Source organism: [Micrococcus luteus] ATCC 49442 (assembly GCF_010367585.1).
Lineage (GTDB): Bacteria > Actinomycetota > Actinomycetes > Actinomycetales > Micrococcaceae > Arthrobacter > Arthrobacter luteus_A.
Map to the genome: position 1 here is coordinate 151,350 of NZ_JAAAXP010000002.1, position 12,761 is coordinate 164,110.

A 12,761-nucleotide genomic window follows, 5' to 3' on the forward strand; every position below is an offset into this window, starting at 1 on the left:
CCTGCATGCCTGAATTGGACCTGCTGATCGCCAACGGAACCGTCGTCGGCCCGCGGGGCAGAATGCTGACAAACATCGGAATAAAGGACGGCAAAATACTTTCTGTCGGCCACGAGCTCCCACAGTCCCGAGAAATCTTCGACGCATCAGGCCTGCTTGTGATGCCGGGCGGAATCGACACCCACGTTCACCTGATGGACCCAGGAAGCCCGGACCGGGAGGACTTTCCCACTGGTACACGAGCCGCGGCCGCCTCCGGAGTAACCACCATCATCGAACACACCCATGGCAGACCTGTCCGCACCACGGCAGATTTGCAGGAAAAAATCGACTACCTTGATGGCCGATCAAACGTTGACTTTGGCCTCGCCGCCCATGCCTGGCCCGGCCAGACCCAGGTGATCCCGGAACTATGGGCGGCCGGCGTGGCCTTCTTTAAGGTTTTCACCTGCACGACCCATGGCGTACCGGGTCATAACGCCGCCACCCTGAAAAGCCATCTCGAAGCCACGGCAATGATCGACGCTGTGAGCCTCTTACACTGCGAAGACGAATCCCTGACCGAGGCCGCGGAAGCCCTCTTGCAGGGACAAGGACGGAAGGACCCGGGCGTATTACCAGAATGGCGAAGCCTGGATGCCGAACTCGTCGCGGCGGCCGTTGCTGCCCTGCTGGTCCGGCGGACGGGCGCACGAGCAGTAGCAGCGCATGTGAGCAACCAGGAAGTCGCCTCCTACCTTGCTGCCGAAAGGGCCAAAGGAGCAAAACTGGGAGCTGAAGCATGCCCACAGTACTTTCTCCTGCGCGAAGCTGAGGTTCACAGGCACGGCACCCTGCGTAAATTCACGCCTCCGGCGCGCGCGCGCATCGATGATGATGAAACTCAAATGTGGCGCCTGCTTCGCCAAGGCGTCCTGACCCACATGTCCAGCGACCACGCGCCCTCAACCTTGGAGCAGAAAGCAGACGGTGACATCTGGAATGTTCACTTCGGCCTCCCCGGTCTCGACAGCACCATGGCAATAGTTCTCGACGCCGCGGCCCGCGGGCATCTGGCTTACGAGGACGTGGTTCGCGTTTACAGCGAAACGCCGGCAAAAACCTATGGTCTATGGCCTCAAAAGGGCCGTATTGCCCCAGGAGCCGACGCTGACATTATCGTCGTTGATCCTGAAGCTTCACGAATACTTAGCAACGAAGCAGTGATATCGAAAGCCGGATGGACACCGTTCGACGGGCGCAAGGTTTCGGGTCAGGTCCTAAAGACTTTCCTGCGCGGCAACCTCATCGCGGAAAACGGGAAACCCGTCGACGAAAGGACAGGCCGCTTTACCCCCGGCGGAGGTTTCTCCGGGCGCTAAGAAACTTATCCCGACAAGAATCGCAAGGAGGACTGGTTTAGTACTGGCAAGTGCCCTGCTTGAAATCTGTGGATTGTACAACAAGGGACTGGCACCAATATTGGGTGCCAGTCCCTTTCGACCAACGCTCTCCACGCCCCCAGCGGAGGACAGGCCCCTCTTGGGATCGCCGTATTCAGCCCCTACCCAGAGGTGAACATGTTGAACACCAGCTGCGCGACTGGAGCCCTGCGTTGAAGTACACCAAGCTAAGGACAAGTGGATTGACCGGCCGTTGAAGCCGTGAGAACAGTCTGCAGGGTAGGGCGACTTTTAGCGCCGCAGAAAGACCGCCAGTTACCACCGTGAGTCACAGCCGACGTTGCCCGCAGACACTGAGAGTCCCCTTCTGTCAAGACACACCTCAGCCTGACACCAGCGAGCTTGACAGAATATCCGTTACCGGCGCGTCTAAGTGCTTGGGAAGCCGCCCCTTGGATGCTTCGAATCAGTCCCTCAGCCCGAGGTCGAGGAAGTCAGGAGGCCGTCACCTCTTGCGAGGCCGGGCGTACTGGAAAGGATCTAGTCCGCCGCAGTCGGCCCGGTCATTGCAAGGGCTGTTCTGGTCGGGGATGATACCTCTGGCGATGGGCGTCTGTAGAGGTCCAGCCGGCCAAAGGACCAGAACATCCTTGTGTATTCAAAAGGGGCGTAGCTGCAGTACTGACTGCCTTCTAGAGCACACCGAAGAAGCCTGATAAACCGGGCTTACACGTTTTGACTTTCTCCTGGCGCAGGTGAGAGCCGAGGACGAGCAGCGGAGCTTATGTCAGCGATCGCCCAACGGAGGATCTGTAGATCGTAGCTGTCGCGCCGGGTCAGGCCGTGCAGGTACGCCTCAAATCGGGCTGAACCGGCGCTTCCGCCCTGGGCCCAATACTTTAGCCAGAGTTCGTCGAGGTAACTCCTGTCCTGTCGGATGAGATTTAGTGCCGTGAGTCGCGGATCTTCCATGATGTGTCCCCTGATGTCAATGGCCATTAGTTTCTGCCCACCGGCGGCCAGTGAATGTGCCCGCTGATGGCCAGTAAAACTGCCCGGTGATGGCCAATAGATCTGCCCACTGAATGGTTCGGCGGGATTGGCCATCTCGGGTCGCGTTAGTTCAGTTGGGTTACTCCTTTTCCGGCGAGGGCCTGGGTGAGGCGGATGGAGTCGCCGCTGGTTTGGCAGACGTGGGCGTGGTGCAGGAGCCGGTCGACGGTGGCCGTCGCCAAGGTTTTGGGCATGAGCTCGTCGAAGCCGGCCGGGTGCAGGTTCGAGCTGATCGCGACGGAGCGTTTTTCGTAGGCTGCATCCACGACCCTGTAGAGGCCCTCGGCGGCGTCGGTGGCCACGGGCACAGGCCAATGTCATCGATCACCACGAGTTCGGCGCGGAGGATTCTGGAGACCGCGCGGGTGACGCTGTCATCGGTGCGGTGGGCCCGGATCAGGGCTCCGAGGTCCTCGAGCCGGAACCACGCCACGCGCATCCCGGCTTCGACGGCCTGCTGGCCGAGGGCTTCGAGGAAGAACGTTTTCCCGGTCCCGGACGGCCCGCAGACGACGAGGTTTTCCCGCCGGGTGATCCATTCCAGCGTCCGTAATGCCAGCTGGGTCGGGGCCGGGATCGAAGAGGCTGCGGGGTCCCATGCGTCGAATGTCTTACCCGTGGGGAAGCCTGCTGCTTTGCGGCGGGTGGCGAGCATGGACCGGGCCCGGCCAGCTGTTTCTTCGGTGAACAGGGCCTTGATGACCTCGGCCGGTTCCCAGCGCTGGGCCCGTGCGGTGGCGATGAGTTCCGGGGCGAGGGCCCGGGCGTGGGGCATTTTCAACTGGCGCATCAGCGCTTCGAGGTCTGCCGGCAGTGCCGGTGCGGTGGTGTTCGTGGTGGTAACCGGGCTCATCGGTTCTGCTCCTTCGGCGTAGCGAACGGTCCGGCGCCCATAGCTGCCCAGGCGCCGGTGCCCTGGGTCAGGGACCGGGTCTCGTCCGCGGAGTGGGCGGTGGTGCGTTGGATATTGGCGTTCAGTATCGAGGCGAGGTCCGGGTGGGCGAATCGGCCGTGGACTGCCGCGTTGCCCAGGGCTTTATCAACTTCGGCGGTGCCGGCGATTTTGGCCAGGGTCACGGCCTCGGCCATCTTCACGTTCATCCTGGCGGTGCCGGCAGCGGCGGCCTCCAGAAGCCAGGTCTTGGCGCCCTCGCCGATGGCCAGGAACTCGGCCTCACCGGCGTTGCGGGCCTTCACGGCATAGTCGCCCGGGATTCTGGTCCTGGTCCCGGGAAAGTGCTCATCGATGATCGCGGGGCTGCCGGGCCTGGCCCGGTGATGGCGGGCTACCTCGACCGGGCCGGCGGAGCCGTGGTGGACGATGACGATCTGTTCGTCGGGCCCGGTGCCGTGGGAGCGGACGAACACCCGGGCTCCGAGCAGGTGCGCGGGCACGGAGTACTGAGCGTTTTCAAAGGTGACCATCGGGGTATTCTCCGGAACGATACGGGCCAGTCCGAACGCGACCGTGTGCGCGGTTCCGGGATCCGGTGCAGCCTTGGCGCTTCCTCGTCCAGGACCGTGGCCGGTTTGCGGCGGGTCGCCCGGTGTTCCCGGTTGTTCACTTCGTCCATGAATGCCTGGCAGCCGGTCTCGAGCTCGGCGAAAGAACCGTACTCGGGCCGGAGGTTAGTGTCCTTGGGCACGAGGTCGGCCTTGGCAAGTTTCACGGACGCTTCGACGCCGCCCTTCGTGGCGGGGTCCGCGGGCTGGCACGTCAGCACGGTGATCCCGTAGTGCCGGGCGAAGTCCAGGGTCTGCTGGTTCCGCACCGGGACCCCGGCGACGTGGGCGGTGGTGACGGTTTTCTCGTTGTCCGTCAGAACATAGGTCGGTGCCCCGCCCAAGATCCGGAAGCAGCGGTCCAAGGCCGCGAAGACACTCGGCGCGGTCCTGTCACGCAACGGGATCACGATCCGGAACCGCGAGAACGCCAGCCAGGCCACGAACAGGATGGTCTTCACCCCGCCGATCCGGGGCCCGTCGCCGAAGTCGTACTGCAGCCACATCCCTGGCTCTGTGATCCATGGCCGGTGAACGCGGGTGTGGCCCAGTCGCCATGCGGCTTTGACCTGTGCGATGGCCCGGCGGGTGGACCGCTCCGAACCCGTATAGCCCAGGGCGAGGAGCTTCTCGTGGGCTTTATCAGCGCGGATCCGCCCTTTGGACGCCTCGATCCATTCCTCGATCTTGGGCAGGTAGGAGTCGGTGACCCGTGGCCGGGGCGCCGGTTCGGCGATCGGCCGGCCGGCGTCCCGCGCCGCGACATGCCTGGCAACAGTGTGGTGCGAGCAGCCCGTGAGCTCCGCCGTGGCGCGCAACGATCCGGTCAGATCGTAGGCAGCAAGAATTTCCATGATTTCTCCGTCATGCTTCATACAGGGCCTCTTCCTGGGCGACATTTGGTGCGACTAGACACCGTCATCAAATCCCGGGGAGAGGCCCCCGCCGCTTAAGACGCGGCAGGTTCAGTAAGGAAGTGGGCAGATCTCATGGCCACCGGCGGGCAATTTTACTGGCCGTCAGTGGGCATTTTCGTGGCCGCCTACGGGCAGTTTTTCATGGCCGCTAACACCCTGATTTGTCGAGGCCGCCCCTTTCGGCGCGGTGCTTGTTCTTTCGTAGATGCCGCGGACTTTGGAGCTAATTACCCACGTTGCGTGGCGGAAACTATGCGGGCTCGGTCGAGGCGTCGTCCCTCGTCGCCATCAAGTTGAGTGAACGTCTGGAGGGATCCGGCGCTTAAGGGGTTGGGCCGGACCCACCTGGAGCTCGGTGACATTCCACTCCCGTGTCCCTGACGGGGCTGAGGCGTTAGGAGTTGCTCGTCTCTGCGGTCGTAGGTTCAGTCTTTGTTACAGCGATGAGCCGTGTCATTGCCCTGTGCAGCTGTACAACGTCCTCGCGCTCTAATCCCAGTTTCTGCATCATGGTTTCGGGCACGGACATCGCTTCCTTCTTGAGTGCGGCGCCGGCGTCCGTCAGTTCGACAGCTAGGGAGCGTTCGTTCCCTTCTGCCCTGCGGCGGGAGAGAAATCCGGAGGCTTCGAGGCGTCGGAGCAACGGAGATATCGTTGCGGGTTCAAGGTCCAATTCTGTGCTGATTTCACGCACTGACCTGGGGCTCTTTTCCCATAGTGCCAGCATCACCAGATATTGGGGGTGCGTGAGCCCTAAGCGGTCGAGCACAGGTTTGTACGCCGCGACAACGTTGCGGGCTGCGACTGTCAAGGAAAAGCACAATTGCTTCTCCAGCAGAAGGTCTTCCTCAACGCCTGCTCTTTCGGTATGCCGGATGCTCAACTCAGTCATTACAATCTCCAAACCACTAATCGTCCGCTCGGACGTGATGAGGCAGGCACTTGTCCTCAGTATTCTTCGGCACAACGTAGATGCTGCCGTCCGGACGGTGAAGGGTTTCCCACTGCGGTGTCTCGGCTTGGCGCTTTTCCGGCAGTTCCCTGTTCGCACTCGTCATGTCGTGATCAAGGGAAGTTCTGTGGTGGACGGGTCCGAAGACGGCCCGTAACTTGCCCGTTGCGTTCACCCATTTTCTCCACAAAAGCCATCGGTGTTTCCTGTGCTTCCGTTTTCTACAAGAGTGTCTATCGGGGCACGAGGTAGTCTGTGCCGTCGGCATTGCGCACCGTGGTCCATTGGCGCAATTGCTCTTCGCGTTGGCGCTGGGCCGCGTCCTGCCGAACTATCACGCGCCCCTGAACGGAGCCCTGCTGGGCAGGCCCGAAAATGGCCCGAAGCTTCCCTGTCCGACGCATGAACTTCTGAACCGGGGTCTCTTTACTGATCATGCGCTTCCTTCCGAATTTTCCTACTGGCGACACTGTTAGTGTACTAAGAGTTAGTGCACTAATGAAACGGGAGAGGCTATCGCTCCCTGCCCCCGCGCTTCGTTGGCCTGTCGCTGTGCCTGGGGCTCGGGGATTTTTGACGCCACGGCGCTGAAGGACGCAAGCTGGCGGCGCCTGACCCAGGCGGTTGCCTCCTTGCTCTATGATGGCGGACTTCGAGGGTGTGAGGTTCGCGTCCCGGCACGGGGATGATCTGCAGCTCTGGGCTCTGTTCCAACACCCGGAAGACCCCGCTGTCAGTTCCAACATTCAGCACGTGGAGGTCGAGGATCTACAGCACGATAGCCCGGCACCCCTCACCACCTTCGGCCTTCTCGGCATCCAAGGGGAGAACGACGAAGAAGACGTGCAGATACTGTCTGCACAACCCACCCTTTCCGTTGCGGCCACCACCCCTTGCGGTGGGTCCACCTGGTGGGGCCTCTCCCCCGCAGCCTGCCTTCCCGGCCCCGGATACGTGCCCTAGGTTTGCAGCCTTCGGTGTCCTGCTGTTCCTCGGCCGCGGCGGCCAATTGCGTGATCACCCACTCGCGCGCTTCTGCGTCCCATGCCCTTTTGCAGTCAACCGGTGCAAGTGCCCGTCAGGACCGACGAGGCCGATGCCATGCTCCCTGCCTTGGGCCAGGAGCTGCTTGCGCTATTGCTGACCCACATTGTCGCCCTGGATCCGTGGTTCGGGCATGATCCGTCCTCCCCAGGCAACAGACTGCGCGTGAAGGCGAACGAGACCGATCCACTGCATGCAGACAGTTCGCAGGGAGCCCGTAGCTGCCGACCGGCATTTCATCTCAGCTGGAGATTTGTGCTGACCAGGCCCTGATGTCCTCCGGGGAAAAGCGCGCGTCCGGCAAGGCAATGTGGAGCCTTTCGGCGAGGTCCGCCTCGATAGCAATGAGCGGCATGCCGCTGGCGGCCTTCGCAGTCTCCTGGATAGCCACTTCAACGCGGATCAGCAGAGCGTCCAGAATTTCATTAGGGTCCGGGATTCCGGGAACGGCCTCAAGGTCGGCTTTCATCGATTTAGGTTCTGGGCCTAGTCGTCGCTGCCTGGATGTCATTTGGCAGGATTCCTGAGTTGTTCCGTAGGGAACCTTGGTGCTCAGCGCCACTGTGAAGGATCCTGGCCCGAGGCGCGTGACCAAGATGCCGTGCTGGCCATTTTTCATCGCTTGTTGACGGGCGATTTCAACGGCGGAGCTTAGGTCTTCCTGGATCGACCGCGGATTGTCGCCCTTGACGTGCCACGCACTACCCGCCTGGACGGTGGTGATCATCTTGTTGTCCTGCTCCGAGAGTCTTGGAAAGTTTTTTGCTGTCTTTTGGGCAGATCAGTGTTGTTTGCGATTGCTGGTCCGTCCTCTCTTGAGCTCTTGACGTTGTCCAGGTGAAGAGGTGGGTGGCATGGAAGGGGTGCCTTCTGAGCCGAGCTTCTGCAATACATGCAGAGAAACGGTCACGGCAGGGTTCCACCCCCGGCAGGCCTGCATTGGGGGATAGAGCATGCCGGGAGTGGAACCGGTGACCAAAATAGCATAGATTCGTACACGAACTATTCGTGCTCGAAATGCTTGTCATTCATTGTTGGCGGAACTGGACCGTTACCATTGCAGGCATGACTTCCCCTTCAGGGAGCGAAGATGATCTTTTGCTCGAACGGCAGCTGTGTTTCGCCCTGGCCGTCGCTGCGCGCACCGTCATCCATGCCTACACACCCTTGCTGGAGGAACTAAACCTCACCCATCCGCAATATTTGGTGATGCTGGCCCTGTGGCAGAAAAGTCCGCGCTCGGTGAAGGACCTTAGCCAGACGCTGCTGCTGGGATCAGCGACCCTTTCGCCTTTACTCAAGCGGCTCGAGGGTCACGGGTATCTCACCCGTGAACGGGCCGTGGGAAATGAACGATCCCTGGCAGTGGCGCTGACCCCCGAGGGAGCCGCCCTGCGAGACAGGGCCCTTACCGTGCCCGGCGCCATATTGGAAACGTTGGGTCTCACCCGGGCGGAGGCCGAAGACCTGCAGGAGCGTATGACCCGACTGGCTCGGTCGGCCCGGGTCGAACTCTGACGTACGGGGGCCGCTTGAACTGTGTGTCCGCTTGAAAGGCAGACAGTTCGCCCGCGACGTCGGCGCCAGGAACGCACCATCGTTACCCTTCAGCCTCGCTCGAAAAGGCTGGGAGTACTTCTCATTCGGGAGCCGCAGCGGGAAGGCGTTGCAATGCCGAGCGGTTTTGAGCATAGGTCGGGTGGCCTAGGCGTGCATGCAGAGTTTCGCGGTTTCAGACGCACCGGAACTTCATCCTGGGGATCACCCGGCGACTCTGGGAGACGTGATCCCTTCGCCCTTCCGTTTCCACTTCGACTTCATCGACCCGAAAGGAGAAGTGCTCATGACATCAGAACGGGGACGGTCCCTGCGCGACCGCTACCTCATCACCCTCCCCGGCGCCCGACTTGATGGCCGGATTGCCGCGGCCATGGCAGTGGCACTGGATGCTCTCCAATCCCGCTAGATCCGCCAAAGCGATAGGAAGACACCCCGCTAAATTCAAACGGCGGCCAGAGGGCGCACCGCCTTGGCTGACCACTTCTAAGCCGCCGTCTTTCGCGTCAATAAAGTCGAGCAACGGCCTCTGACGCGCCCCTCTTCGGGCACTCTCCCGCAGGTTTTCGAAGCGCCGGTAAGGAGGATTCCGTCAAGCTATGGGCCGCGCCTTAGCAGCGACCAGCGGTTCCCGGTATCTTCGATGGGGCCCGCGTTTGCTCCTTAAGACCTCTGCGGAGTTGGGGGGACAGGAGGGATCGCACCGTGGACTCACGCTGACCAGTAGAGGTGACCAAGGCCTCTGTATCAGGTGGCGGACACGTACCAGACTGAAGTTCATGGCGTACTTCATTGAGTACGTGACCCATCATGCTGTCGGTCGTTCCACCATCGACAGCCGCGACTTCCATGACGCCTTGGCCAAGGCCGAACAGGCGCTGAAAGGCTTGCCTCGCGTCAAAGCCGTATTGCGGTATGCCGCCGGGTCGAGTCCCGCATTCGGTGAGGGCGTTGTCCTGGCATGGCACGGCAGGATATAGGGCCTAACTGTCTCTCCTTCCGTGTCTTTGGCTTGACGCACCCGGGTAGAGAAAGAGAGGGTTACGAGATACGGCAAGCGTCGTTGGACCGTAACCTCACGCTAATCCGGAGGTGCGCCGCACCAACCTTCCAGCTGGATATCGTTGCCGCAAGTGGGTGAAGGTTTAGATCCTTCTCCACTTCTGATGTGGTCGTAGGGCTATTGCGGCTGGCGTTGTGATGAGGGTCCCGGCCAAGATTAGGGATGGAGCCAAAGGCATGAAGACGAGTATTCCGGCCATTCCGATTGGTGCCAGGAGGAGCGCGACAGCTCGATAAGTACCAGTAAGTGCCAGCGCCTCGCCTTTTTCTTCGGGCCCCACCTGGTCGGTTGCAATCGCGGGACCGACTGTTTGGAGGATTCCTGCACCGAGCCCCGACAGGGCGAGTGAAGCAGCAGCGGCAAGGGTGAGGGCCGCTAGGGGTGCGGTGGCCGCCAGGCCGAGTCCCGTGCACAGCAGGCCCGTAGCGAAGGAAGCTCTGATTCCTCGTTTCCGAATCCAACTACTGGCCGCACTTCCTGCCAGCATGGCGCCGTTCGCAAGGGTGAGAAGCAGGCCTATAACGACAGCGGGTTGGCCGGCCAGGGAAAGGGCGACTGGAATATAAGAGTCAACAATGCTTCGCCAGGCACCCGCTGCAACATTCATCCCGCATGCAGCACCGACGCCCGGCCGCTGCCAAATGTTCTTGTTCCTGCCCTCTGAAGAGACCGTGCTCGCGAACAACGGAAATCGGTGAAGTAAGGCCGCAGGTATGATTGCGACGCACCCCACAATCGCTGCAACCAGAAGTGGCAAGGGTGGGGATACGCCCCAAAGAAGTCCGGCGCATGCGGGGCCGGCCAGAGAGCCTACTCCGGCGGCGAGGTTCAACCGCTGCAAGCCCTTGACGGACGTCGACGCTGAACGCACCGCGTGCGTCTGAGCGCTTGTCCAGAAAAGAGCGCGGGCGGCTCCTTGAACAAGCTGGGAAGCGACGAAAATGAACAACGTCGTCGAGAGCAAAATCAGGCCGCAGGACAGGGCAATCAGCATGGCAGACATTGTTAATAACATCTTGTCTGCCACCCTCCGCATAAGCGGCCCCATCAACAACCGCGTGCCGATCTGGGTGACAGCGGCTAACGCTACGAGAAGACCAACCTGTGCCGCGTCATATCCAATGCTCACTGCTACCAAAGGCACCACGAGCGCAAGACTGCTGAGGGCAAATGAGAACATCATTGCCATCAGGAGGCTCAGCACGCGATCTCTTTTCCCTGGCGCCATAGCCTTCCCTGATTGATTTGTTGAATTAGTTTACCGAAAGAAGAAGGCCTTGGCTGCTTAAGCTCAACCTGATTACTCTCGCGAAGCAAATGGCCGATTCGCTTGTGCAGCAGTGAGTTAGCTTCTTAGCCCAGCTCAATTGGATAAAGTCTCAACGTTTATTAATTGATATAGGAGCTTTGACTAATGCTCCGCCCTCAGCGCTCGGTGCCAGCCAGAACACTGCGTTTTCCGGTTCAGACCTGTGACCATTGGGGGGGTTCCTACCGCCAAGTCCTCGCGGTAGAAACCCCCTTTGGCCGTTACCGGGCCGGAATGGTGGCGGAGGGCTGAGTACGACAGCTATACCGTCGAGGGCTGGTGAAGGATTAGAACGATTTTTTCAAGACAGAGAGGTATTCCTCAGGCAATTTCTTTATCTTGTTGATCACCTGTTCTTCCAGGTCTTTTCCGGGGACGTAGCTAATTGGTCGGAACTGCTTTTCCCCCTCAGCCAACAGGTTTTCGTCGCTGGCAATTGTGCCGAGAGCGTCGCGAAGACACTCCAGCGCAGCCGGGTCCATATTCGCAGGTCCGACCAGCGGCCGTCCTAGCTCGTTTACCGTCTGGTGCGCGGTCAGAAGCATTTCCTGTCTTTCGGTCAGGTCCAGCTCACTGAACACCGGTGTCTCCGGGGCTTCCGGGACCCGTTCAGATGCTATAGATAACAAGGGCGTCTGTTCTCCGCTGGCAATGCCCGCACGACGGGAGTCTGCAGGACCTGCAAGGCCGTCAACATTCCCTTGGAGGAGAGCGAGTTCGACTTCACTCTGGCCTCCGAATCCCGTCACTATTTGGGCGTTTTTGAGATCGAACGCTTCCATGAGGATCGAAGGAGTGATGAAGTCCGATGACCCGCGGCCGGAAGAACCGAACCGGAAGCCCTCAGATGCCTTCACGTCGTCCCAAGTCTCGTATTTACTTTCGGCCCCAGTTACGAGCACAGTGTTATTTTCACCAACACGGCCTATGTAGCTCAGGTCATCCAGGCTGAACCCGGCTCCCTCGGCTTCCGCAAGAACGGCTGCAGCAACGCCTGCACCGTTCATGATTGCGATTTGGGTGCCGTCGCCTTTTGCATGAACCAAGCTGTTGATGGCCACCAGCCCGCCGGCCCCAGGCTGGTTCTTGACAATCACCTGGGCGTTCAAAGCCTTCCCCAGATTGGGGGCAATCAAGCGGGCATAACTGTCATAGCCGCCGCCAGGAGCGAACGGAACAACCACTGAAATGGTTTTGCCTTCGAGGCTTTCACAACCCTCAGCCGATGGCCCGGACTGAGGATTGCCGGACGCGCCACCGCATCCGGCAATAGCTAGTGTTGCCGAGGTCGCGAGAGCACCTATGCTCAACCGACGCGCGAGGGATATATGACGCATTCTTGTTCCTGCCTTTTTTGTAAAATGGATAATGGGGGGGTAATTGGAAAGCGCTATAGGCTTGTTAGAATTCCTACCGGGGTGGGAATGTAGAGTAGCCACCGGAACATAGTCAGAAGGCATAGGGTCAGAACGACTGCGTAGATTCCTGAAAACTTCCAGGACTTGTGCGCCCCCCATCGAAGGTAGAACAGGGCGAAAATACCGCTGGAAGCGAATATTCCCAGAATCCCTGTCAAGATGAGAAAGCCTGTGACCCAGAGCAGTGCCTTGACCCAAGCCCGCGTTCCCGCTGTGGCAAATACATATTCGGCCTCGTCGCTCTCGGCGTCGTCATCTTGGTTATGATCTGGCCTGTCACCGCTTGCTTCAGCTGGGAGCTCGCCCGTATTCCTGCGTCGAAGCTGTTTCCAGCCGATGATCGCAGCCAGTCCAAGGCTGAACACCAGGCCGGAGACAATAACCACTCTGGGGAAAACGGCTGCTTGGGACGGCCAAGTGAAGGTCTGTATAAGAGCTGCACACATGATTACGGCAACCGTGAGCGTAAAGACCATGTCTGCTCTTCTGGACGAATTCAGGGATGTACCAGCAGAAGCTGTCACGGAGGAACCTATCGTCGGTGCGGTTTTCATATCAGCTTT

The 12,761-nt window shown here is 60.3% G+C and carries 12 protein-coding genes and 2 pseudogenes; 5 read left to right on the top strand and 9 right to left on the bottom strand.

What is annotated here, in order from left to right; all coding sequences use genetic code 11:
- Positions 1-5 precede the first annotated feature (5 nt).
- Positions 6-1,361, top strand: coding sequence for a dihydroorotase (locus GUV69_RS22435; RefSeq protein WP_164207108.1), 1,356 nt, complete (start codon positions 6-8; stop codon positions 1,359-1,361).
- Between the two features lie 1,139 nt (positions 1,362-2,500).
- Here GUV69_RS22435 and istB read toward each other — a convergent pair.
- From istB to GUV69_RS22455, 5 genes and pseudogenes are all read right to left on the bottom strand, one after another.
- Positions 2,501-3,288: pseudogene (gene istB, locus GUV69_RS23725) on the bottom strand (IS21-like element helper ATPase IstB).
- Positions 3,285-4,813: pseudogene (istA, locus tag GUV69_RS22445) on the bottom strand (IS21 family transposase). Before istA ends, istB begins: the two co-directional pseudogenes overlap by 4 nt.
- Positions 4,814-5,249: 436 nt before the next feature.
- Positions 5,250-5,747, bottom strand: a complete 498-nt coding sequence (locus GUV69_RS22450) for a MarR family winged helix-turn-helix transcriptional regulator (RefSeq protein ID WP_164207110.1) — start codon at positions 5,745-5,747, stop codon at positions 5,250-5,252.
- A gap of 16 nt (positions 5,748-5,763) precedes the next feature.
- The gene (locus GUV69_RS23370) at positions 5,764-6,075 is read right to left on the bottom strand and encodes a hypothetical protein (RefSeq protein ID WP_431197137.1); all 312 of its coding nucleotides are present in this window, start codon (positions 6,073-6,075) and stop codon (positions 5,764-5,766) included.
- A complete protein-coding gene (locus GUV69_RS22455) occupies positions 6,041-6,244 on the bottom strand; it encodes a hypothetical protein (RefSeq protein ID WP_164207112.1) in 204 nt (67 codons plus the stop codon). The genes GUV69_RS23370 and GUV69_RS22455 overlap by 35 nt, the downstream gene beginning before the upstream one ends.
- Before the next feature lie 202 nt (positions 6,245-6,446).
- On the opposite strand from GUV69_RS22455, the gene GUV69_RS22460 reads away from it, so the two are divergent.
- Positions 6,447-6,770 carry a hypothetical protein gene (locus tag GUV69_RS22460; protein WP_164207114.1) on the top strand — a complete coding sequence of 108 codons (324 nt, stop codon included), beginning with the start codon at positions 6,447-6,449 and terminating at the stop codon, positions 6,768-6,770.
- A 322-nt stretch (positions 6,771-7,092) separates the two neighbouring features.
- Here the strand turns inward: GUV69_RS22460 and GUV69_RS23035 are convergent, their stop codons facing one another.
- Positions 7,093-7,578 carry a hypothetical protein gene (locus tag GUV69_RS23035; protein ID WP_208786739.1) on the bottom strand — a complete coding sequence of 162 codons (486 nt, stop codon included), beginning with the start codon at positions 7,576-7,578 and terminating at the stop codon, positions 7,093-7,095.
- Between the two features lie 338 nt (positions 7,579-7,916).
- Between GUV69_RS23035 and GUV69_RS22470 the strand changes: the two genes are divergently transcribed.
- The 3 genes from GUV69_RS22470 (at position 7,917) to GUV69_RS22475 (ending at position 9,388) form a co-directional block, all read left to right on the top strand.
- Positions 7,917-8,369: a MarR family winged helix-turn-helix transcriptional regulator gene (locus GUV69_RS22470; protein ID WP_164207116.1), complete on the top strand. Its 453-nt coding sequence runs from the start codon at positions 7,917-7,919 to the stop codon at positions 8,367-8,369.
- 325 nt (positions 8,370-8,694) lie between these two features.
- On the top strand, positions 8,695-8,817 hold the full coding sequence (locus GUV69_RS23490) for a hypothetical protein (RefSeq protein ID WP_280113784.1): 123 nt from the start codon (positions 8,695-8,697) through the stop codon (positions 8,815-8,817).
- Positions 8,818-9,187: 370 nt separating this feature from the next.
- Complete coding sequence (locus GUV69_RS22475; RefSeq protein WP_164207118.1) at positions 9,188-9,388, top strand: hypothetical protein; 201 nt, start codon at positions 9,188-9,190, stop codon at positions 9,386-9,388.
- Positions 9,389-9,553: 165 nt separating this feature from the next.
- Here GUV69_RS22475 and GUV69_RS22480 read toward each other — a convergent pair whose 3' ends face one another.
- From GUV69_RS22480 to GUV69_RS22490, 3 genes are all read right to left on the bottom strand, one after another.
- Complete coding sequence (locus tag GUV69_RS22480) at positions 9,554-10,675, bottom strand: MFS transporter (RefSeq protein ID WP_208786740.1); 1,122 nt, start codon at positions 10,673-10,675, stop codon at positions 9,554-9,556.
- Between the two features lie 392 nt (positions 10,676-11,067).
- Positions 11,068-12,117: a Bug family tripartite tricarboxylate transporter substrate binding protein gene (locus GUV69_RS22485; RefSeq protein ID WP_164207122.1), complete on the bottom strand. Its 1,050-nt coding sequence runs from the start codon at positions 12,115-12,117 to the stop codon at positions 11,068-11,070.
- A gap of 53 nt (positions 12,118-12,170) precedes the next feature.
- Positions 12,171-12,752: a tripartite tricarboxylate transporter TctB family protein gene (locus GUV69_RS22490; protein ID WP_164207125.1), complete on the bottom strand. Its 582-nt coding sequence runs from the start codon at positions 12,750-12,752 to the stop codon at positions 12,171-12,173.
- Positions 12,753-12,761 lie beyond the last annotated feature (9 nt).